General features: G+C 60.2%; 16 protein-coding genes. 15 read left to right on the top strand and 1 reads right to left on the bottom strand.

Annotated features, from left to right (window positions below; translation table 11 throughout):
- Window positions 1-13: 13 nt before the first annotated feature.
- From BM400_RS07225 to BM400_RS07180, 10 genes are all read left to right on the top strand, one after another.
- Window positions 14-274 (top strand): STAS domain-containing protein, encoded by a 261-nt coding sequence (locus BM400_RS07225; RefSeq protein ID WP_089837993.1) that lies wholly within the window; start codon window positions 14-16, stop codon window positions 272-274.
- Complete coding sequence (locus BM400_RS07220) at window positions 271-630, top strand: response regulator (RefSeq protein WP_089837992.1); 360 nt, start codon at window positions 271-273, stop codon at window positions 628-630. The genes BM400_RS07225 and BM400_RS07220 overlap by 4 nt, the downstream gene beginning before the upstream one ends.
- A 32-nt stretch (window positions 631-662) precedes the next feature.
- Window positions 663-1700 (top strand): Hpt domain-containing protein, encoded by a 1038-nt coding sequence (locus BM400_RS07215; RefSeq protein WP_175528908.1) that lies wholly within the window; start codon window positions 663-665, stop codon window positions 1698-1700.
- Complete coding sequence (locus tag BM400_RS07210) at window positions 1697-3460, top strand: hypothetical protein (RefSeq protein WP_089837988.1); 1764 nt, start codon at window positions 1697-1699, stop codon at window positions 3458-3460. The genes BM400_RS07215 and BM400_RS07210 overlap by 4 nt, the downstream gene beginning before the upstream one ends.
- Before the next feature lie 56 nt (window positions 3461-3516).
- Window positions 3517-4932 (top strand): alpha/beta hydrolase family protein, encoded by a 1416-nt coding sequence (locus BM400_RS07205; protein WP_089837986.1) that lies wholly within the window; start codon window positions 3517-3519, stop codon window positions 4930-4932.
- A 452-nt stretch (window positions 4933-5384) separates the two neighbouring features.
- Entirely contained in the window at window positions 5385-6770 is a 1386-nt protein-coding gene (locus BM400_RS07200; RefSeq protein ID WP_089837984.1) for an NAD-dependent succinate-semialdehyde dehydrogenase, read from the top strand.
- A gap of 124 nt (window positions 6771-6894) precedes the next feature.
- Window positions 6895-8028 (top strand): NAD(P) transhydrogenase subunit alpha, encoded by a 1134-nt coding sequence (locus BM400_RS07195; protein WP_217644089.1) that lies wholly within the window; start codon window positions 6895-6897, stop codon window positions 8026-8028.
- 34 nt (window positions 8029-8062) lie between these two features.
- On the top strand, window positions 8063-8395 hold the full coding sequence (locus tag BM400_RS07190) for an NAD(P) transhydrogenase subunit alpha part 2 (protein ID WP_217644088.1): 333 nt from the start codon (window positions 8063-8065) through the stop codon (window positions 8393-8395).
- An 8-nt stretch (window positions 8396-8403) separates the two neighbouring features.
- Complete coding sequence (locus BM400_RS07185) at window positions 8404-9852, top strand: NAD(P)(+) transhydrogenase (Re/Si-specific) subunit beta (RefSeq protein WP_089837978.1); 1449 nt, start codon at window positions 8404-8406, stop codon at window positions 9850-9852.
- A 53-nt stretch (window positions 9853-9905) separates the two neighbouring features.
- Window positions 9906-10982: a zinc-dependent alcohol dehydrogenase gene (locus BM400_RS07180; RefSeq protein WP_245781732.1), complete on the top strand. Its 1077-nt coding sequence runs from the start codon at window positions 9906-9908 to the stop codon at window positions 10980-10982.
- Window positions 10983-11062: 80 nt separating this feature from the next.
- Here the strand turns inward: BM400_RS07180 and BM400_RS07175 are convergent, their stop codons facing one another.
- On the bottom strand, window positions 11063-11968 hold the full coding sequence (locus BM400_RS07175) for a DUF3034 family protein (RefSeq protein WP_175528907.1): 906 nt from the start codon (window positions 11966-11968) through the stop codon (window positions 11063-11065).
- Window positions 11969-12327: 359 nt separating this feature from the next.
- Between BM400_RS07175 and BM400_RS21975 the strand changes: the two genes are divergently transcribed.
- The 5 genes from BM400_RS21975 to BM400_RS07155 all read left to right on the top strand — a co-directional run bounded on the left by BM400_RS21975 (window position 12328) and on the right by BM400_RS07155 (window position 23683).
- A complete protein-coding gene (locus BM400_RS21975) occupies window positions 12328-12495 on the top strand; it encodes a hypothetical protein (RefSeq protein ID WP_175528906.1) in 168 nt (55 codons plus the stop codon).
- Window positions 12496-12684: 189 nt separating this feature from the next.
- Window positions 12685-15669 carry a sensor histidine kinase gene (locus BM400_RS07170; RefSeq protein WP_089837974.1) on the top strand — a complete coding sequence of 995 codons (2985 nt, stop codon included), beginning with the start codon at window positions 12685-12687 and terminating at the stop codon, window positions 15667-15669.
- A gap of 23 nt (window positions 15670-15692) precedes the next feature.
- The gene (locus tag BM400_RS07165; protein ID WP_342714603.1) at window positions 15693-16295 is read left to right on the top strand and encodes a response regulator; all 603 of its coding nucleotides are present in this window, start codon (window positions 15693-15695) and stop codon (window positions 16293-16295) included.
- Between the two features lie 163 nt (window positions 16296-16458).
- Window positions 16459-20301, top strand: coding sequence for a TonB-dependent receptor (locus BM400_RS07160; protein ID WP_089837970.1), 3843 nt, complete (start codon window positions 16459-16461; stop codon window positions 20299-20301).
- 331 nt (window positions 20302-20632) lie between these two features.
- On the top strand, window positions 20633-23683 hold the full coding sequence (locus tag BM400_RS07155) for a glycoside hydrolase family 2 protein (RefSeq protein ID WP_245781731.1): 3051 nt from the start codon (window positions 20633-20635) through the stop codon (window positions 23681-23683).
- Window positions 23684-23689 lie beyond the last annotated feature (6 nt).

The following is a 23689-nucleotide window of genomic DNA, read 5'->3' as shown; positions in this document are numbered from 1 at the left end:
AAGGACCACACCGATGAAGCTCCCAAAGAAAGCGACTGTTCGCGAGGCTGTCATGCTTGCATCCACGATGCGGACTATGAGTTGCATGAGCGACCTGCGTATCGACGCAAGCGCTGTCGAGAGTATCGATAGCAGCATTCTGCAGCTCCTCTGGGCACTCCGGAGAGCGGTGCCCTCAAGCACCATTCTGAGTCCTTCGGATGCATTCCTCGATGCAGCCGAGCGTTGCGGCGCGGAGCATCTACTCCACGACGAACCTGTGGAGGCTGCATGAAGAGAATCATGACAGTCGACGACTCGGCAAGCATGCGCCAGATGATAGCTTTCACCCTCGAACAGGCGGGCTATGAGGTGATGCAGGCCGAAGACGGGAGGGACGGTCTTGCCAAGGTTACGGGTGATATCGATTTGTTTCTGACCGATCTCAACATGCCTCACATGGACGGCATCGAGTTTACGCTTCAGATACGTGCCGATGCGCGTTACAAATTTACGCCTGTCGTTCTACTGACCACAGAGTCGCAGGCGGAGAAGAAGCTGGAAGGCAAAGCAGCCGGTGCCACTGGCTGGATCGTGAAGCCGTTCGACCCCGAGAAGCTGCTTGCGGTAGTCAACAAGGTGATCCGGTGATGGTCGCCAACCGGTCTGAGATTATGGAGCGGATGCGCACGGCTTTCCGGGCCGAGGCGCTCGATCTCTTGCCGGAGCTGGACGGAGCGCTGCTTGCGATGGAGATGGAGCCGCAGAACACCGCGCTGGTCCATCGCGCGTTTCGTGCGATGCATACGATCAAGGGTTCCGGGGCTACGGCAGGCTTCGCCCATCTCGCTCGTTTCGCACACGGTGTGGAAGAAGCCTTCGACCTTGCCCGCGCCGGAAAGCTAGCCATCACCTCGGAGCTGATCGATTGCGGACTGAAGGCCTGCGACGTTATCCGCGAGATCCTCGACATGGAAGACGATGAGCGCGAGGCGAGCGGGGAACGCTCGGTGAGCGAGGCAGTCCTGCGGCTTCTTCCTGCAGCCGGACAGGCAACCCGGCATGAGCTTCCTGCTGCGAGTTCGGCCACGGTGCCGATAGCGTACGAGATCCTCTTCAAGCCGCATGTGGATCTCTTCCGATCGGGCACGGATCCACTCTCCTTGCTCGATGAGCTGCGTGATTTCGGAGCGACCAGGGTTAAAGCACACTTCGATGCTCTCCCCCCTCTCGCGGAGTTTGACCCTGAAGGTTGCTATCTCTGGTGGCATGTTCTGCTTATCACCGAACGAAGTGCTGAGGCGATCCGCGATGTCTTTGTTTTTGTGGAAGACGATTGTCGCATCGAGATCCGCGTGCTGCCTCGTCAGTCCGAGAGCATCGCTTTTTTGATGCTTCCGCGTGCGGATCAGGCGGCTGCCTGGCAACGCCTGCAGCACGCCTATCTCGCCGTCGCAGAGGCATCTCTCCGGCAGATGAAGAGCTCATCCGCCAACGCACCGGACGAGATTCGAGCGTATCTGGACGCGATGCATCATCTCGCCGCTGTTGCCTTGTGCGGTCAGTCCTTCGTGGCGGCGGAATGTGCCCAGGCGCAAGCACGCATCCTCGAGAGAATGCTGCGTGTGGGGCGCCCCATGAGCGCGCAGGATGGGGTGCGTCTTCAACAGGCTCTTGCCGTTCTCCACCAGCAGGGTTCACGGAAAGAGAGTCACGCATGAGCCTCATTACAACCGTTCAGACATTCGTTCGCTCCCTGGTCTCCGATCGAAGCGGCAAGCCGGGACGCGCTGTTTCCTGCGCGGCGCTCGATCGTGTCGCCGATCTGCTCGATACCATGAACCGCGACACCGAACAGGATTTCCTCCGCATTGGCGGGCGGCTCATGGATTTTCTGCAAAGCGCCGGCGGCATCGCAGCAGAGATTGATGGCGTCATCCGATCAACCGCTGGGGGCGGCGGCGCAGAGGCTTCGGCGACGCTGACCGATGCGCTCGAACGCTGCCGTCGTCTTGTCGCCAGCGCGACCGCAGATCGCTCGTATCTTACAACGCTGCGTACAGAAGCTGGGCAGGTCAGCAGCATTTTCGGTGGGTTCCGGCAGGCCGTGGCGAGCTTCCATGTGGTCTGCACCATGACGCGTATCGAGTCCGCGCGGCTGGGCGGTGCGGGCGATGAACTCAGTTCGCTGACGGATGAGGTGCTGACGCTGGCGCGGCGCATGCAGGCGCAGGTGGAGCATGTGCTTGACGCGGCCTCCGCTGTCGGCCGCCAGGTGACGCAGCTTGCGCTGAGTCTTCGCGGGACGGATCAATTGCTCGATCATCTCGCGCGTGTCGTTCCGCATGTGCTGCACAGTCTCGATGCCTTCTCCGCGCAGCAGGAGGCAGCGGCAACACTTTCCACGCAGCTTGCACAAGACTCGCGCGCCATCTCCCGTTCCATGATGCATGCCGTGACCTCCATCCAGTTTCACGACATCACGCGACAGCAGGTTGAGCATATCGTTGCAGCCCTGCGTCATCTTTCGGCGCAGACGGTCGGGGAACAGATGCCGGAGAGTACGCGCACAGCCCTGAATCTTGAAGCCACACAGCTCGTCTCCGCGGGAGATATCTTCGACCGCTCGGTCTTGCGTCTCTGGCACGACCTGGAAGCGATTGCCGTTTCGGTGGAGGGCATGGCAGCCAAAGGACACGCGCTTGTTCGCGATCATGGAGATGACAGCGCGTTCTTCCTTGAGGTGAAGCATTGCGTCGATGCGATTGCCGAGGCAGTTACCAGTCACCGCGGCGCCGAGGCTGCCAGTCAGGCGGCCGCACGCGATCTCGGCGCAACCCTGACGATGATGAACGAGGCGGCGGCAGAGATTCGCGGCCTTGACGTGCAGCTTCTTCGCGTGGCGCTGAACGCCAGCGTCCGCGCGGCGCACCTTGGCGCGCGTGGAGACACGCTATCCGTGCTCGCATCGACGCTCCGGGAGCTCGCAGCGAGTGCCGATGAGCGCTCGCGCCATGCGGCACTGTCACTCCGTTCGATGGACGTGGCCGTTGCTTTGCTCGTCTCTCCTCGTGCGGTGGAGGACGATGCCGGTCTGACGCGCACGATGCAGACGACGATGGAAACAATGAAGGCAGCAAGCGAGCAGGGAGCGGCACGTCTGCGGGAGGTGGCGTTGTCGGCCTCTGCGCTGGGTGAAGAGATCCTGGCGGCACGCAACCGCTTCCGTGCGGGCGATGTCTTCGCGGAAACCGTATCCGTCTGTCTCACGCAATTGCATCGGACCGCAGAGGAAGCGGTCGTGATAGGGCGCGGGGTCGCTGCTGCGGATGAGGCGAGAGTGCTGGAGACGTGTGCGCGACGTTACACGATGCAGTCGGAGCGGGACATTCACGCTTCGCTCACGACAGGTTCGATGGCTGCTCCACATTTGGTCCCAGCGGGCGATGCGGAGCTTGGCGACGATATCGAACTCTTCTAGCGGGGGGGGGGGAGGGAGTCGACCTGCGGCCTGTACCCCCTGTATGCTTTGCGTGCATGCACATCAGCCTTCCTTCCCCGCTCCTTCGCGTATCGGTCCTCGGCTCGCTCCTGCTTGCTTGTGGCATCACGCTTGCCCAGACGCCCGATCCCGATGGGCGTATGACGCCCGCGCAACGTTCCGCTGCCGGCATCGGTGCGCCCGTCGCGCCTCTTCCTGCGGCAGCTACGCTGACACCTGCTGCCCAGAAGGCCCGCATCGCGGCATGGCGGGCCGAAATTCGTCATCAGCTTTTCGTTCCTGCCAAGCTGCCTGCGCTCGAGCCACATACGTGGTCTACCTTCTCGCCCACGCCGGGCGTGATTGCCGACCGCGTGACCTACAACACGGCTGACGGCATGATCGTTCCCGCGATCGTCTATCGGCCCGACCCCAAACGATTGAAGCCACGCCAGAAGCTGCCGGGGCTGGTAATCGTCAACGGGCATGGGAGCGACAAGTTCGGTTGGTACGCCTTCTACAGCGGCATGCTCTTCGCCAGAATGGGCGCGGTCGTTGTGACGTATGACATGATCGGCGAAGGCGAGCGCAGCGTTGTCAAGGAGTCGCACACCGGCGAGCATGATGCGTGGGTGAGTCCGCCTGCGGGCCTGGCACGCACCGATTGGGGACAGCGTCTTGCGGGCCTGATGCAGGTCGACGCGATGCAGGCCGTCAGCTATCTGCTGGCGCAGCCCGAGGTGGATGCGAGCCGCATCGGTGTTGCGGGTTATTCGATGGGAGGCTTTGTCTCGGGGATTACTGGTGCCATCGACACGCGCATCCATGCGGTGCTGCTCAGCGGTGGAGGCGTCTACGACGGACCGGGCGGATACTTCGATGCGAACCCGCTGCCGTGCCAGATGCCACCTTACAAGTCTCTGCTGCCGTTGGGCGATCGCGGCGGAGTTCTCTATGCGCTGAACGCAGAACGCGGCCCGATGCTGGTGATGAATGGGTCGCACGATACGGTGATGGATATGCCGCACCATCCGCCAGAGTGGTTTGCGGAGATGCATGATCGCACACTGGCGCTGGTTGGACCTGTGTCGCCGGCGGCGAAGAATCTGTTCACCACGGTGCTCTATCCTGGCATCAGCCACCGGACTTCGTGGGTAGATCGCAAGGGCGTCGTCTGGCTGGATCAGCAACTCCACTTCCCGCTTACGACGCCGGAGCGCATCGCCAACGAACCGACCACGCACATCGGCGACTGGATCAAAGCGAATGGAGTCTACCTGGCCAAGAGCTATGCAGCAGAAGACCGTGAGGCGGGCCTGGATGCACTGGGGATAGGGCTTCCAGGCATCCAACGCGAAGACCTGATGGTGCTGCCCGATGCGGATTGGCAACGCATGAAGGATCGCCTGACCTATGCCGGATGGGCGGAGAAGACCAAAGCCGCTGAAGCAGAGGCCGTGGTGAAGAAGTAGCGTTGTCGCGCATGAGCTAACCCCGAAGCGGGCGGGATGGGTGAACCTACCCGCGAGGCGTGCTTTGATTGGGCCGCATACTTTCGAAGGCGTGACCGAGGTGGCGACCAGTTCATCGCCTCGGTCACGCCCTCTCTTTATTGATTAGCCGCCGACCAATAGGACGCAGTGGCCCGATCTCGTTGTCGCCGCTGTTGCCGTATTGCCGTTCCCAGTCTGAGCATTTGGGCACATCACTTAAGCGGCAACGCGTGAGCACCTGCGCTCATTTTTTGAATTTTCGAGCCTCGTTTTTCGCTAGAGCAATATGTTGCGGCGGTGGAGAGCAATGCGACTCTACATTCGCTTCCCCATCAAGCACAGACTCGTCTCAGCCTCGATTCACGCGATCATCGCGGCTGAAGGACAACCATTCGATTCGCACACACCCGCGTTGAGAAGAGGAAATACAGATGGCCTACGAGAGCGTAAATCCGTACGACGGCAAGACAGTCAAGACATTCCCGGAGTTGACCGACGAACAGCTCGAAGCGAAGATTGCCACCGCATCCGCCTGTTATGAGACATGGAAGAAGACCCCCTACGTCAAGCGCGCCGTGATCGTCGCCAAGGCCGGTGAGTTGATGCGTCAGCATGTCGATCGCTTTGCCAAACACGCGACCCTCGAGATGGGCAAGCTCATCAACGAGGCGCGCGGTGAGGTCAACTTCAGCGCCAACATCCTTTCCTACTACGCCAAGAACGGCGAGCGCTTTCTGGCTCCGGTCAAGTTGAATCCGGAACACGGCGAGGCCCACATGGAGTCCAGTCCCATTGGCGTTATCTTCGGCGTGGAGCCGTGGAACTTCCCCTACTATCAACTGGCTCGCGTCGCCGGTCCGCATCTGATGGCGGGCAACACGCTGATGGTCAAGCATGCCGGCTGTGTGCCGCAGTGCGCCATCGAGTTTGAGAAGCTGTGGATCGAGGCCGGTGCGCCCGAAGGTCTTTACACCAACCTGCTTATCTCCCACGCGCAGTCGGACAAAGTGATCGACGATCCACGCATCAAGGGCGTCGCCCTCACGGGCAGCGTGGCAGCGGGCCGCAGCATTTCGGCTCGCGCCGGCACCAACCTGAAGGTCTCTTCGATGGAGCTGGGCGGCAGCGATGCCTTCATCGTTCTCGAAGACGCCGACCTGGAGAAGACGATCCCGTGGGCTGTATGGGGACGCATGTACAACGCCGGCCAGACCTGCTGCGCGTCGAAGCGCTTCATCGTCGTCGAGGAGATCGCGGACAAGTTCCTCGCGCAGTTCAAGGCGGCGCTCGAAGCGTTGAAGCCCGGCGACCCGATGGATGAGAGGACGACGCACGGTCCTCTCTCCACGGAGTCCGCGCTCCAGGACATCCTCAAGCAGGTGAATGCGGCGGTCAAGCACGGCGCGAAGGTCGTACTGGGCGGAAAGCGCATCGACCGTCCCGGCTCGTTCATGCAAACCACCATCCTGACCGATGTTAAGCCCGGGAACCCCGCCTTCCGCGACGAGTTTTTCGGGCCCGTCGCCATGTTCTTCCGTGTAAAGGACGAGGCCGCCGCGATTGCGTTGGCAAACGACTCCGACTTCGGTCTGGGCGGTTCGGTGTTCACCAGGGATGTGGAGCGCGGCAAGCGCGTCGCCACCGAGGTCGAGACCGGCATGATGTTCATCAACAACATCGACTGGAGCGACGCCGAGCTTCCCTTCGGCGGCATCAAGGACTCCGGCTATGGACGCGAGCTTGGCAACATGGGCATCCAGGAGTTCGTCAACAAGAAGCTGGTGCGCACCCACGATATGGCCGCACCGCTCGTCTAGTCGTACGCCCATGCATGGTGCAGCGTGGCACTCGTTCCCCACTGGAGTGCCGCGCTACGACCATGTCACTCCTTATGCAGTGCAAAAGAGATGCCAGCGGAATCGCCGGGAGAGTCCGATGTATGTGAATGTTGCAGTCCTGAAGGAAACGGCACCACACGAACTGCGGGTTGCTCTCGTTCCTTCCGTCACGGAGGGTCTGGTGAAGCTGGGCGCCAAGCTACACATGCAGACTGGTGCGGGGAAGGCGAGTCGCTTCCCCGATGAATCCTATCAAGACGTCACCTTCTTTGCGGACCGCGCGACACTCCTCGCGGAAGCTGATGTTGTCCTCGCGGTGCAGCCTCCGTCGCTCGACGTCATCGACGCGATGAAGGAGGGTGCCATCCTCATCTGTTTCGTCTATGCCGGGCATGAGCATCCTCTGGTCAAGCGCATGCTGGAGAAGAAGATCACCTGCTTCGCCATGGAGCGCATCCCTCGCATCACACGCGCACAGTCCATGGATGCGCTCTCCAGCCAGTCTGCATTGGCCGGATACTATGCGGTGCAGCTTGGCGCGACGCACATGGCTCGCGTGCTGCCGAAGATCACGACAGCGGCCGGAGCGATCGGCCCCGCGCATGTACTCGTGATGGGGCTTGGCGTCGCCGGTCTTGAGGCGGTCGCTACCGCGCATCGCCTCGGCGCGGTCGTTGAAGGGTATGACGTTCGTCCCGACACCGAGGAACAGGTTCTCTCGCTCGGAGCTACGTTCGTTGAGACTGGCGTGGATGCGCAGGGCAGCGGCGGTTACGCCCGAGAGCTCACGCCCGCGGAGAAGACCAAGGTTGCGGCTGTCCTGACCACGCACATCCAGCAGTCCGATCTCATCATCACCACGGCCGCGATTCCCGGCAAGCCCTCGCCCAAGCTCATCAGCAGCGCGCAGGTCAAAGGGATGAAGGCCGGCGCGGTGATCGTGGACCTCTCTGCCGAGGGCGGCGGCAACTGCGACGACACCGTGCCGGGCCAGACGACGGAGATTGGACTCGTGACGATTGTTGCGCCGCTCAACGTTCCCTCGCTGCTCGCGCAGGATGCCAGTGAGCTCTATGCGAAGAACCAGTTCGCGTTGCTCAAGCTGATGTTGAAAGAGAACGTCATCACCGTCGACTGGACCGATCCGGTCATTGCCGGTACGGTATTGACCCATGCGGGCAAGCTCTCAGCCGGGGTCGTCAAGCCGTCCGCACCAGCACCCAAGCAAGCAGCCTAACCACAGACCAAGGGGAGTTCCGATGCACTTCGACATGGCAATCACGGGTTTTGTCGCACTTTATATCTTCATGCTCGCAGCCTTCGGGGGATGGGTCATCATCGGCAACGTGCCTGCCATCCTGCACACGCCTCTTATGTCCGGCTCCAACTTCGTCCATGGAATCGTCGTCATCGGCGGCATCATGGCTCTGCTGAACGCCAGCACGGTTACCGAACAGATCATCGGCTTCTTCGCGGTGCTGCTGGGTGCGGGCAATGCCGCGGGCGGATACGCGGTTACCGACCGCATGCTCGCCATGTTCAAGACCAGCGGACAGCAGCCGGTTCGTATCCTTCACGCAAGACATCCGGCGAAGAAGAGCTAGGGGACACCATGTATCCGACCATCGCACATCTCATCACAGGCGCGGCCGATCTCATCGCTGCCTTCCTCTTCATGTACGGCCTCAAGCGGATGTCCTCCCCGGTCTCAGCCCCATCGGGCATTCGACTCGCGGGTTATGGCATGCTACTGGCCGTCACCGCAAGCTTCCTCAACGTCTTCACGGTGGACGCAGCAGCCAAACCGCATCTCTGGATCAACCTCGCTCTCGCCATCGTCGCTCTGCTCCTTGGTGCGTCCGCCGCATGGTTCAAGGGCCGCTCAGTGGCCATGACCGAGATGCCGCAGATGGTGGCCATCTACAACGGCCTCGGCGGCGGTGCGGCGGGTGCGATCGCCGCCGTGGAACTGTTCGGGAACAAGACACACGGCACCGGGCAACTCGTCGTGACGCTCCTCGGCGGCCTTATCGGCGCCATCTCCATGTCAGGCTCCGTCATCGCATGGGCCAAGCTCGATGAGGTGCTCAAGAAGCCAATGCGCTTCCCCGGCCAGCGGCTTGTGAACGCGCTGGTCCTTATCGCATCGCTCGCAATCGGCGGCTACATCGTCGTCATCGCGCAGACCGGTGCGACGCCGCTGCTCCCCATCGCCTCCGTACTTTGGATTTTCTTCGGCACCACGCTGCTCTTCGGCATACTCATGACGCTTCCCATCGGCGGAGCGGACATGCCGGTGGTTATCTCCATCTACAACGCGGCAACCGGCCTGGCTGTTGGCCTGGATGGCTATGTGATGCAGGAGCCTGCCCTCATGATCGCGGGCATGGTCGTCGGCGCGGCTGGCACCCTGCTCACGCTTCTGATGGCCAAGGCCATGAATCGCTCCGTCAGCAATGTGCTCTTCTCGAACTTCGGCGAGGCGAGCACGAAGAAGCTGAGCCAGATGAAGGGCGAAGAGAAGCCGGTCGAGGCAAGCGATGCGGGTATCGCCATGCGCTATGCCAAGAGCGTCATCATCATCCCCGGATACGGTCTGGCCGTCGCTCAGGCGCAGGAGAAGCTCTACGAGTTCGTGAAGCTGCTGCAGTCTGCAGGCGTGAGCGTCAAGTTTGCTATCCATCCCGTCGCGGGCCGCATGCCGGGACAGATGGATGTGCTGCTCGCCGAGGCAGGCGTGCCGTATGACCTCATCCATCAACTCGACGACATCAACGACGAATTCGCCTCTACGGATGTAGCCCTGGTGATTGGAGCCAACGACGTCGTCAACCCCGCCGCGCGCACCGACAAATCCTCGCCCATTTACGGCATGCCCATCCTCAACGCGGACAAGGCGAGGAAGTGCTACGTCGTCAAACGCGGACAAGGCAAGGGCTACTCGGGCATCGAGAATGAACTCTTCTACGAGGACAACACCTTCATGGTCTACGGCGATGCGCAGGCCGTACTGGTCAAGATGATCGAGGCGGTACGCGGCCTCGGCGCTGCCGCGGCGTAGAGCGGCAACATAACGCACGTCAACCGCATGAAAGAGATTGAGAAGGGGAACCCATGAGCACAGCCATCCTTGAGCCAAAGACTGGATCCACGTCCTCCAAGCACAAAGCCACTATGCAGGCCGCGGTCGTCGAAGCATTCGGCAAGCCGCTCGTCCTGCGCGAGTGGGAGATTCCCACCGCGGGGCCTGGCCAGATCGTGGTCAAGACCGAGGCCTGCGGCGTCTGTCATACGGACCTGCATGCCGCCAATGGTGATTGGCCCCTGAAGCCTGTGCCGCCCTTTATCCCGGGTCACGAGGCCATCGGCATCGTCACCGAGGTTGGGGCCGGCGTGACGATCGTCAAAGAGGGCGATCGCGTCGGTGTGCCATGGCTCTACTCTGCCTGCGGCCACTGCGAGTATTGCCTCTCCGCATGGGAGACGGTCTGTCCGGACGCGCAGTTCGGCGGCTACACCAAGAATGGCGGCTTCGCCGAGTACATCCTCGCGGACCCCAACTACGTTGCCCACATCCCCAAGGGACTCTCGCCCGTGGAGGCTGCACCGCTGATCTGCGCCGGCATCACCACCTACAAGGGCATCAAGCAGACCGAGGCGCGGCCCGGCGAATGGATCGCGATCTCCGGCTGTGGCGGACTCGGCCATCTCGCCATTCAGTACGCCAAGGCGATGGGGCTTCTGGTCGCCGCGGTCGACATCGACGACGGCAAGCTCGCCCACGCGAAGGCGCTCGGTGCGGATCTGATCTTCAACGCGAAGACCAGCGATCCCGCGGTTGCGTTGAAGAAGGAGACCGGCGGTGGTGCTCACGGTGTGTTGATCACGGCGCCGTCTCTGCCTGCCTTCAAGCAGGGCATTGCGATGGCGCGTAAACGCGGCATCTGCGCTCTGGTTGGGCTTCCCCCCGGCGACTTCCCTGTGCCGCTGTTCGATGTCGTGGCCAACTGCATCACCATTCGCGGCTCGTTCGTCGGCACCCGCGAGGACATGGCACAAGCGCTCGACTTCGCTGTACGCGGCAAGGTCAAGGCGGACATCGAACTGCAGCCGCTCTCCGAGATCAACAACATCTTCAAGCGCCTGCAGCATGGGGACGTCCCCGCTCGTGTCGTCCTCGAATTCAAATAGAGCGACGCGATAGACCGACGCAACAAGGGGAGAGCTCAGGCTCTCCCCTTGTTGCGTTGGGTGCGTTGCGATGCCATCGGCTAGAAAGCATACGAGATTGCAACACCCTGGCAGTCCTTCGCCTTCAGGTCCACTCCGGTGGCAATCTGCCCCGGCCCTTGCAGAATCCCGAAGTCCACGTTCAACTTCAGCCTTGGGCTTGGAATCACGCGTAGCGCATAGACGAAGACCGTTCGGATTACGGCGTTCGGCAACTGGTCCGGATGCCGCGGCTGCTGAGCCATCTCGACTCCAAGCACGATCGCGCTCTTGGCCGGCCCCTGAAAGACAACGGCCGCGGCGCCAAAGCCTACCGGATCCCAATGGCTCGCGTTGCCACCGAGCCCGATCAGCTCCGCGTTCGTGCCCTGCACACCGCCCGAGAGGATCAGCGACATCGGCTTGAGCTGCGTGATCGTCTTCGTCGCCACAAGATAGACGTCGGCGTTGGTGGTGTCCTTGTTCTGCATCTGCCCGCCCACGTTGCGGACCTGTGTCCGCAGCATAAAGCCGGTCGAGACCTGCGGCATCCAGGCCTTCTTCCAGGCGTTCTCCGGGATCAGCGAACCTTTCGCATGAAACGTGTTGAAGCCTTCCGTCCACAGAGGACTCAGGGTCGCATCGCTGCCACCCTCATGGATCGTGCGCGTATAGCCGAACTCGACGCGCTTCGCGAATCCGCTGGTGATGCTGAGCTGGTTGAACCGGCCGATGACGCTGCCCGCATTCAGAAAGTGATACGCAATCACGGGTGGAGCGAACTTACATTCCGGGGTCGCAACCGTGTACGCCAGAGGCGTCACAAAGACGCCCGTCTCTCCCTCCCAGCCAAGCTGCTGCGCGTGCGCCGTCGGACCGAACAACGCGAAACAGACGATAGAGAGCAGGAAGATGCGAAGTCTAAGAATGTGCCACCGGAAGTTGATAGGGACAGAAGAAGAGTTCATGAGGAGAATGCTCCAGACCAGGGAAGAACAGTAGGGGAGTGTGATCGTCATCGGCAGGCTCTACTCTGCGGAACCGCGTGACGGTCACATGCTCAGCGGATGGAATGAAACAAGGGGGAACGCTCCCGCCCATGCCTGGGGAGTCATCGGCGGATGAGGTTGTTCGCTCATCCGCTTACGCTTGTGCTGCCGGTGATCGGAGTGCGCCTTCTCTGTCACTCAGCGGGGGAGCGAAAGCGGGTAGATGGATAGACCCATCTCGCCGTTCGGGGAGTCGACAGATCGATTGTCTCCCCGCCTTGCCGCCCAAGTAGAGTCGCGTTGCTCACACGTCATCGCGGGGATAGAAGTTCCTTCCCATGACGGTATTTCAACCGACGGAGACGAGCGGAAGAACACGTGTATCCATCCATGCGGCACCCAGAAAAGCCATGGTCAACAGTTACGGCGCCCACGATCTGCATGTTCTCAAGGGAGACCTGTCGTCACCGGGGATCGTAGCCTCCGGCGTGAAGGTATCGGCGTGATCGAGAAAGTGCTGCAGACGTTCGCCTGTCCGGGCGTGGCGAGAAAGACGGATTGACTGGTTCGCCCAGCGTCGAAAGAGGCTCGAGCAAGCCTGGCGGGTTGGCAGCTCGTCCTAAGATGAACGGACACCGATTAGAATCGTGCCAACTCGTTCTCGGACGGTGGATGTTCGTCGGACGGGAAACACTATGGAAAAATTTCTTCTTACAATCCTGCTTACGTCTTTCTTCTTTGGAACTTCGCCTTATGCCCGCACGCAGGAAGGCGTCGATGGGTTGACACAGCATACCTGGCGCACGGAAGACGGTCTTCCCGATCAAGAGATTCAAGCCATCGTGCAGACGGCCGATCACTTTCTCTGGTTGGGGACCCCCCATGGTCTGGTTCGTTTTGACGGCTACCACTTTCGCGATGAGATCAACACGCGGGTTCCGATGCTGCGTCAGTTTGGAGTTTCCTGTCTCCTTGCGGCACGAGACGGTAGCCTGTGGGTCGGGGCGAATAACGGCGGCATCGTGCGCATCACACCCGATGGGGTCCGCATCTTTGCCCTCGGGGACGGCCGGGGAACACTGACCGTGCGAGTGCTCTATGAAGATCGCTCCGGCGATATCTGGACCGGAACTGACCACGGCATCTTTCGGCTCAAGGAGGACCGATTTCAAAGCGTACCGGGTTTGAAGGATCCCAGTGTCTCCGCGATTGTGGCCGATGGTGCAGGAGGTCTGTGGTTCGGCGGGCATCGGCTGCTCCACTATCAGGCGAACCGCTTCCAGGAGATCGCGGTGCCTCGTCAGCAAGGAGGCCTGCGGATTCGCAGCTTGTCGCAGGCGGCCGATGGCACCCTTTGGATCGGGACCAGTTATGGGCTCTTACAACGCACCGAAGCTGGAGTTTTACAAACAGTTCCAGACGCTCCATGGGACGTTAGAAACATGTTGCAAGACTCTCGCGGCCGACTGTGGATCGCCACGGCGGGAAATGGACTGCTGGTCTCGCGAGGGGATTTGAAATTCGTTCCCGTCGGTCCCACGGAAGCACACGTTAGCCGCGTGATTCTTGCTTTGGCTCTCGATACTGATCGAGACCTTTGGATTGGAACCCAAGCCGGCCTGACACGATTCAGTGATTCCGGAATGACTCTTTGGGACGTCTCCAGCGCGGTCAAGACCGATTTCGCCAGTGTCTTTCTCGATCGCGATGGATCGGTATGGCTCAACGCCGGCGACGTGACGCGTCTGGTCGAAGGCAAACAAACTTCATTGCATTTCCCTTCCCTGGGGAGCTTTCGCATCCGATCCGTCCTGCGCGCTGCTCAAGGTGCATTGTGGGTAGGAACCATGGGTCATGGCGCCTACCGTTTCGGTAGCGGCAAAGTGGAGAATCACTCTTCCGACCTCGGAACCGGCTATGTCAGAGGCTTTCTGCAGGGTGAAGGGAACAGCATCTGGATCGCAACAGACAGCGGGGTCGCACTCTGGCGGGATGGCGCGGCGACCTCATACCAACGATCGGCGCGTGCTCCGCACCAGCCGGTTTACTCCATGGCGCTGGCGCCCAAGGGCGGTCTCTGGACGGGCACGGCAAACGGCTTGTTCCTTCTGCGCGACGGACAATATCAGGACTGTGCTCCCTGTACCTTGCTCGGCCAGCAGCGCGTGTGGTCACTTTTTCGTGAGGCAGAGGATCGACTCTGGATCGGCGCGGAGTCCGGCTTGTATCTGCTTTCCGGAGATCGTCTTCGCCGGCTTGTTCTGCCCGACCAGGGTTCAACGACACAGGCGGTGCTGTCGGTACTCAAAGACGCCCGCGGGCGGCTTCTGGTCGCGCAGCCCGGTACCATCTTCCGTTTTTCTCCTGCAGAGGTTGCGGAGTCACAGCCGATGACAAAGCAAGGCAGAGGAGAAGCGATGCGCACCATGCGGCTGGAGCATCTGCCGGAGATCTTCAGTGTCTCGCGTGAAACCGCGACGGAGTTAAGCGGTGGATTACCTGCCAACGGACAGACGGATCAAGAAGGTGGCGCTTGGTACGGCACCCATCTCGGGCTGCTTCATCTCTCGGCAGACAGAGCCGCCATAACGCAGGCACCACCGCCCGTGAATATCGAACAGATCACGGTCGATGGCACTCCCGTGGCAACGACACGTTCACTTACGTTGATGCCCTCCACCCACAACCTTCAGATCATGGCGTCTCCTGTGCTGTTGAGTTCCCGGCGGGGCCTGCAGATTCGACGCCGTCTCCTGGGGCTCGAAGATCGATGGAGCGAACTCGAGCCGGGCGCCTCGTCCAGCTACTCCGGACTTCCAGCAGGGACCTATCACTTCCAGGTCGAGACGCGCTGGCCGGATGACGATCGAGTCTTCCAAGACGAATTGGAGATCGTCCAGATTGGCCCATTGTGGCAGCGGCCCTGGTTTCTGCTGCTGTGTGCCCTGGCTGTTCCCTTGGCCGCATGGGCCTGGCATGCGTTCCGGATACGGCAAATCGCCTTACGCTTTCAAGCTGTCGCCGAGGAGCGCAATCGTGTCGCGAGAGAGATGCACGATACATTGCTGCAGGGCTGCATTGGCGTCTCTTCCCTGCTCGAAGCTGCATCCCTGAACGAGTCCCCCATGACAAGCGTGGAGGGCAACGCTTTGCAAGTCCGATCCCCCTTGCAGTACGCACGGGAAGAGGTCACGAAGACCATCCAGGATGCTCGGGCGGCGATCTCCGACTTGCGACGGACGGAAGAGTTGCGCGAACTCGGAGCGGAGTTGGATGCACTGATTCGACAGCAACCGCGGGGCTCCAATCTACGGATCGCGTTCACACGCAGCGGTCCGGAGATCACTCTTCAACCCAGTGTGCAGCACGAGTTGTTTATGTCTACTCGCGAGGCGATCTTCAACGCCGTTGCGCACGCCGATGCAACCAGCCTGCATGTGAAGCTACAGACGAGTTCTACTCGACTGGCGATTGACGTGGTCGATGATGGAAAGGGCTTCGATCCTGTAGAGCGCTCGCAGTCCTCTGGCCATTTTGGGCTCGTCAGCATGTACGAGCGGCTTCAGCGAATCGGTGGATCCATCGATATTCATTCCGGTGAGGGTCGAGGAAGCACAGTACGTCTTATACTGCCGTTACAGGCAAGGATGGTACGAAGAACCACGGTGAAGACAGATTGATCGAGGACGCGGGCCCAATACGAGTGGTTGTCGTGGACGATCATCCCGTGGTCAGGGCGGGGTTGTGCGCTATCATCAGTTCGCAAAAGGACATGGTTGTCTTCGGAGAGCACAGTACGGCCATCGATGCCTTACGATCCTTTGAGAAGGCTCGTCCAGATGTGGTTCTCATGGACCTTCGGCTTCCCGGCCTAAGCGGTCTTGAAGCTATCCGCACATTGAATATAGTCCATGGTTTCACCCAGGTTCTTGTCTTGACGACCTATGAGGGCGATGAGGATATTCATCAGGCGCTCCAGGCTGGGGCAGCCGCCTACATCATCAAAGGCATGAGCTCCGATCGCCTGTTACAGGGCATCCGGCGTGTCTATGCGGGCAAGACCTATATGCCTCCGGAGGTATCGCAAGCCGTCATGGACCGTTCGGCGGGGAAACTGAGCCCTCGCGAACAAGAGGTGCTGACACTCATTGGACAAGGCAAGAGCAATCGCGCCATCGCCGCAGACCTTGGGATTTCCGAAGGCACGGTGAAATGCCACGTCGGTGTCATTCTTTCGCACTTCGGCGTCACAGACCGCACACAAGCCGTACTCCAGGCACTCCGCCGAGGCTACGTTCGCCTCTAGAGCCATGCGAACTTTCTTCCCGGCACTCCGACTTTAGTCAGATCACAATCCTTGTTTTGGCACTCTAGACTTCTCCTGCAATTCAAACGAGAAACTATTGCTCATTCGGTTTTTACCGGAGGGTTGAGTTTCCACGATTTGTTCTTTCGAGGAGTCCAGGGTAATGAGATTGAAAAGAACTGCGTGGTTCACGCAGCGTGTCGTCTTTTTTCTGTCGGCGTTCGTTCTGTTTTTGAGTGTGACCAGTATGCGGTCTCAGACAACGGGCCAGGGAGCGCTCGAAGGGTCGGTGCTTGATGCGACGGGTTCCGTCATTCCAAATGCCATCGTCACCGCCACCAATCAAGCGTCCGGGGTGGCAAGCGTTCGCAAGAGCTCCGGTGCGGGACTTTACAACGTCACGCCGCTGCTTCCAGGCGTGTACACCGTGACGGCGACTGCCCCGGGATTCCAGACGTTGAAGCAGGAGAACATCGAGGTCAACGGTCTGACGACGACCGGTCTGAACCTGATGCTGCAGGTCGGCAGCGCCAGTGACAGCGTTACGGTCACGACAGCACCACCGTTGATGCAGACGACCAGCGCTACAGTCGGTGCCGTTATCACGAATGAGACCTATGAGTCTCTCCCTCTCGTGATGGGTGGTCAGCAGCGTGATCCGACCTCTTTCGCGACTCTCACCGTTGGCGCGCAGAGCGGCACCCGCGCTCCGATCTTTTCCGGCACCGGCGACTACCTCGCGGAAGTCTACATCGACGGCATTCCAACCACGACCATTCAACAGCAGGGCGATAACCGTGTCGTCAGCAACGGTGTTCCCGTCGAGGCCGTTGAACAGTTGCAGGTCATCTCCAGCGCACCTTCTGCCGAGTACCAGGGCGCAGGCGCCATCAACCTCGCCATCAAGACGGGCGGGGACCGCTATCATGGCCAACTCGTCACGGTGATTCGCAATACCGCGTTTGATACCTGGGGCTTTGCCGGCAATCAGAGGACGCAGTACGCCATCATCAACGGCGTGGCGACACAGGTGCCCGCCGGCAAGGCTGCCGAGCATCAACTGGAGGTCTCGGCCTCGGCTGGTGGCCCCATTCCCTTCACGCACAAGAAGGGATTTTTCTTCGCGAACTACGACCAGTTCCACGGCACCAGCAGCGGATCCTCCGCGCTCTTTACCGTCCCCACTCCGTTGATGAGGACGGGCGACTTCACCGAGCTCGGCACCGGCACTTATCTGTACAACCCCACCACCAACGCTTGTCCTACGGCCACCACATGCAGCCGCCAGCCCTTTCAAGCCCTGAAGAACGGCGTGCTCACCAACAACATCCTCCCAACTAACTACCTCTCATCGATCTCGCAGTATGAGCAGAAATTTCTTCCGAACCCAAACCTGCCGGGATTGGTCAACAACTACCTGACCACAGGCGCTTCCGGTTACGCCAACCACGAGATCGTCGCCAAGGTTACCTATGACCTAACTCCCAGACAGCGCCTTGCCTTCGCTTTCGTGCATGGCGTGCGAGGTTCGATCGGCTACGGAGCGACGCTGCCCCTGCCCTACACCGCCGCGACGAGCTCCGTCCTCGCACCGACTTTCATGTTTGTGGAACACAACTGGGTGATCACCAGTCGCATGGTCAACCAGTTCACCTATGGGTACACGCGGTTTGCCATGCCGGTGAACGCTCCAACCTACGAGCTGGCACCGTATCGCGCAGGACCTGACGTGGGCATCGGTGGCCTTCCTGAAGGCCAGGCGGGAGGCAATTTTCCGAGCACGTCCTTTTCGACGTCGGCCGGGTTCGTCAACTCGCCGACAACCTGGGTCAATTCTCAACGGTCCTATGTGACCGTGCCGAACTCCTTCGATATTGTCGACAACTTCGTCTGGACCAAGGGACAGCACAACCTGACGATCGGCTTCCTGATGCAGTGGCTACAGAGCAACGCGGTCGCCCAACTTGGCGCCTCCGGGATCTACACCCAAGCGTTTTCGCCGATCTCGACAGCGAACTTCAGCGGCACCACGCTGAACACGGGAACTGCCGCTGCGCCGTCCGGATACGGTTACGCCAGCTTTCTGCTTGGAGCAGTCAACAGCGGCTCTACCAGCGTGCCATCCTTCACGGAGACTGGCAGCCGCTTCCGTCCCATCTCTCCTTACATTCAGGATGACTGGAAGATCACACCGAAGCTCACCGCCAACCTCGGTCTCCGGTGGGACTACCTGCCTTCGTATCGTGAGGTTCTCGACCGCTGGAGCTTTCTGAATCCGTCCGCGATCAATCCCTTGACGAACAGCCCCGGACAGTTGGAGTTCGCAGGTTACCGCGGCTCAGCCATCAGTTGCGAGTGCCACTCGCCGGTGCCGACCTGGAAGAAGAACTTTGGGCCGCGCCTGGGTATCGAGTACGCTCCAACCAGCAAGACGGTCTTTCGTGTTGGCTATGCGATCGCCTACTCCCATGCAGGCGGCGTTGGTGGCCGCGGATCCGGTGGCCCCAGCACCCTCGGTTACAGCTCCAACATCATTCTGCCAACGGCTGTGACCACGGGAGCCGGAGCGGGCCCCAGCTACTACCTGAACAATAGTCAAGCTTTCCAGGCAACCGGCCTGGCAAACACCAACTTCGGCGGTCCTGGCTACGTCGTCCCTCTGCCGACCCAGCCCAATGCCTCCGCCCTGACGCTGAACACCGGCAACTATGTGAGCGGCGGAAAGTACGTCACACCCTCCGGCGCTCCTCCGTTCGTCGATCCCTACCTTTCGAGCCGCGCTCCAATGTTCGAGTTCTATAACCTCGGCGTCCAACAGGCCGTTACCAGAGACCTGACGGTGACGCTGAACTACTCCGGCAGTCAATCCCATTTCGTCGCAGGCGCCACGGTTCCGGGCTATTGGTCGGGTCAGATCGATCCCGCTTATGTCGCTGCGCTGGGATCGACGCTTGCGACCGACAGGGCGACCAACATCCTCAACGCGCAAGCAACGGCTGCCAACATCGCCATCGCGCAGGCAGCCGATCCGGCCGTGACCGTGCCCTATCCCGGGTATGCCGCGGCAGGAGCCATCAGCACCACCCCGAAGATCGGCCGCATGCTTCAGCCATTTCCGCAGTACTCCTCCCCACCGTCCAGCACGTACGCCAATATCGCCAATATCAGCTACAACGCGCTCGAATTGACGGTGAAGATGCGTGCCTACAAGGGCATCAATTTCACCGCGAACTACACCTGGTCACGCAACATCGGCGATGACGGAACCACGCGAAGTGCCTTTCCGGTTCCGGCAGTAGCCTCATCCAACGGCGTCGCCATCCCCGGCAATAACCGGTCCGACCGTGATGTGGTCACGACTAACCTTCCACACAACCTGAATATCTTCGGTGTCTTCAAGTCGCCATTCGGAAAGAACAAGATAGGGAGCGACAACTGGATCGCGCGTAACATCGCAGGTGGATGGGACTTGTCTGAGATCTTCACCTATCGCTCAGGCACTGGCATCTATGTCGTCGGCTCCGGATGCACCTTCCCATCCACCGGGACCTGCATGCCCGATCTTGTGGCCAACCGCAAGGACTCCATCCGCAAGAACGGCAACTATAACGTCAACCAAACCTACACGGGCTACTCGCAGACCTCCTATCTCGATGGGACAGCCTTCTCGACGCCGAACAGCTTTCCACTTCCGTCCGGCGCTGCAAGTACCGCCGTCCCAATCACAAAGATCGGGGGCGCACCACGATTCCTCGGCTTGCGGAATCCTGCCGCTTACAACCTGAATGCCTCACTGTCACGCACGTTTCCCTTGATGAAGGAGCGTTTGAAGTTCGTCTTCCGCGCCGATTGTCTGGATGTCACCAATCACGTCACCTTCTCGATGTCACAGTCGCAAACATGGTCTGCCGCTGATGTCACCAACCCGGGATCGACCTCCTTCGGCAAACTGACCAGCGCCAGTGGGAATCGTCAGTTCCAGTTCACCGGGCGTCTCGTCTTCTAACCCGGAGATGTGCGTCTTTACCCCCAAAGGCGCACATCCTTTTTGTCTTGAAGAAGGGATGAAGAATCATCTCGTCCCATGCGCGGTCCGGGATGAGATCCTACCTCCAGACAGTGCGTTGAAGCTGGACGTTGTTGAACAACTCAAAGGCAACCTGCCACGATCAGGTTGCTCCATGAAGGGATCACACATGATGGGAATTTCAGCAGCTTTTGGAGTCGGTGTAGTTGACAGGGCTGCAGCTTCACGCTGCAAACTGAAGGGAACCTGGCATCCCGCTCCACTTGCTGCACGCCGCACTATTCGACGAATCTGCGGTTTTCTCATTTGGGTGCTTGCTATCGCACTGGCGACATCTCCAGGGCTTGCCCAGAGAGCGAACTACAACTTCAACGAAGGATGGCGGCTGGATGTCGGCGATCCCTCGGGCGCCGAGAAGCCTCTCTTCGACGATGCCAGTTGGAAGAGCGTGACGTTGCCGCATGCCTGGAACGAGGACTATGCCTACCGTGTGTCCATTCACGATCAGCCGACGGGGATCGCGTGGTACCGCAAGCACTTCCGTCTTCCGGCGATGGCTCCGGATAGCCGAGTTCTGATCGAGTTTCAGGGAGTGCGACTCGCCGCGGAGGTGTATCTCAATGGCGAATGGCTCGGCCGCAGCGAGAACGGCGTCATGGCCTTCGGTTTCGACCTGACATCGCATCTGAAACCCGGCGAGAACATACTGGCGGTCCGCACCGACAATCGGTGGGACTATCGCGAGAAGGCGACGAACTCTCCTATCCAATGGAATAACAGCAACTTCTATTCCAACTTCGGCGGCATCAATAAGAACGTGCGACTGCATATCGTACCGGCCGTCCATCAGACGCTTCCGCTATACAGTTCGCTTGGCACCATCGGGCAGTACGTCTGGGCAGAGGGCTTCGACCTCGCGAAGCATCTCGCCACCGTTCACGTGGAATCGCAGATACGCAACGACAGCAAGGCGGCGCGGACTGTGCGCTTGTATGCCGAGGTGCGGGAGTTGAACGGCAAGCTGGTTGCATCCTCCACCTCGGCCGCGGTCACTCTCGATGCAGGAGGCATCGGCGTCTTGAAGACGCAGACCGTGGCACACGACCTCCACTTCTGGAGTTGGGGCTATGGCTATCTGTACGACGTCGTGACCGCGTTGCTGATCGATGGCAAGCCCTCCGATGCGGTCACTACGCGCACAGGCTTCCGGCAGACCGCATTCCATGACGGCATGATTTTTCTGAATGGACGGGTTATGCAGATCCACGGATATGCAGCGCGTTCTACGAATGAATGGCCGGGATTGGGCACAGATGTTCCGCCCTGGGTGTCGGACTTTTCGAATGGTCTCATGGTGTCTGACAACGCAAACCTGGTTCGCTGGATGCACGTCACGCCCAGCAAGCAGGATATTGAATCGTGCGATCGCGTCGGTCTACCGCAGTCCATGCCCGCAGGAGATGCGGAGGGCGATCCCAAGGGACGTGAATGGGAGGCGCGCGTGGAACTGATGCGGGACAGCATCGTCTACAACCGCAACAATCCTTCGATTCTTTTCTACGAATCCGGAAACAAGGGGATTCGCGAGGAGCATATGCAGGATATGCTCCAGGTTCGCAATCAGTTCGACCCCCACGGAGGACGCGCGATTGGCTCGCGCGAGATGCTGGCCTCGCATAGCGCGGAGTACGGCGGCGAAATGTTGTATATCGACAAGTCGGCCACGAAACCACTGTGGGCACACGAGTACAACCGCGATGAGGGCGCTCGTAAATTCTGGAATGAGGCAACACCCCCCTTTCACAAGGATTCGCCGCTTTACAACCGGAACCAGGACAGCTTCACGCTTGAGGACATCAGGCGCTGGGATGACTACTTTCGCGTGCGCCCGGGAACGGGGAAGCGGGTTTCAGCAGGTGGAGTGAACATAAGCTGGATCGACGAGAACTCGCACTTCCGCGGGGATAACAACTACCGCCGCTCTGGTGAGGTGGACGCAATGCGTCTGCCCAAGGACGCCTTCTATGCCCACCAAACGATGTGGGACGGCTGGGTCACTCCGGAGCGGCCGCATATCCACATCACAGGGCATTGGAACTATGCGGCGGGGACGGTGCGGACGGTGTATGTGGTCGCCACCACGGCGGAGGTCGAACTCAAACTGAATGGCCGCTCGCTTGGCCGGCAGAAACCGACACACGACTTCCTGTTTACGTTCGCGGATATTCCCTTTCAAGCGGGTGCACTGGAGGCGGTCGGCTATGACACTCGAGGCAAGACTGTGTTGAAGGATCATCTTGCCAGCACCGGGCAACCAGTCGCTCTCCGCCTGACGAGGCATATCGCGCCGGGCGGTATGCACGCGGACGGATCGGATCTTGCGCTGGTCGACGTCGAAGCCATCGATGTCCTGGGACGTCGCGTTCCTACTGCGCTCAACATGGTTCATTTTCGGATCACAGGTAACGGAGAGTGGCGCGGTGGCATTGCAGAGGGTTCGTCGCAACCGGTGCCGGTCAACACGCAGACGAGCAACGCACCAGGGATGAGCCCGACGCCAGTGGCGCCGTTTCTACACGATGACAATTTCATCCTGTCGCCGAATTTGCCCGTGGAAGGTGGTATCAATCGCGTCTCAGTGCGCTCCACCACGCAACCCGGGACGATCCGCTTGATCGCGGAGTCCGATGGGCTGAAGTCGGCGGAGGTTACGCTCACAACCTTGCCCGTTATCCAGAAGGATGGTCTGAGCCGTTTCGAGCCAACCTCTTCCCTGCCTGTTCGTCTGGAACGTGGACCGACCCCGCTGGGTGCTTCCTTCACCATCACTCGAACGCCGATTGAGATTGTCGCTTCGGACGCCGGCCGCAATTCTGAGAGTGCCCGGAGATCTTACGACGACAATGAGACAACTTTCTGGAGCAACGCCTCAGTGACACGCACGGACATGGACACCGACGGATATCCAATCCGGCATGCTGAGCCGGACGCGCGACCTGTCAGTGCCATGCTTGATCAGGCATGGATCGAGTACACGCTTGCAGAGCCATCGATACCGGAGTCGATGGACCTGAAACTAGGCAGCTTCCGACTGCGACGGTATCCGCTCCGCATCACCCTGGACGGCGACACGGTCTACCAGGGACTGACTCCTACTAGCCTCGGCTACATCACGCTGCCGCTGCATACGGCGAAGCCCGGCACTCACTTGCGCATTCAGCTTACGGATTCTCCGATGGATGTTGAAGAGGTGCATCAACTTGTCGAAGTGAACGGCAAGGTTGACCAGGCTGAGCCAACCGGCAAACAGAGCGCTCCTGTGCTCAGCATTCTGGAGGCGGAGATCTATACGACAAAGTAAATCTGG

Source organism: Granulicella pectinivorans, assembly GCF_900114625.1.
Classification (GTDB): Bacteria; Acidobacteriota; Terriglobia; order Terriglobales; family Acidobacteriaceae; genus Edaphobacter; species Edaphobacter pectinivorans.
This window is presented reverse-complemented; position numbering and strand designations above follow the sequence as displayed.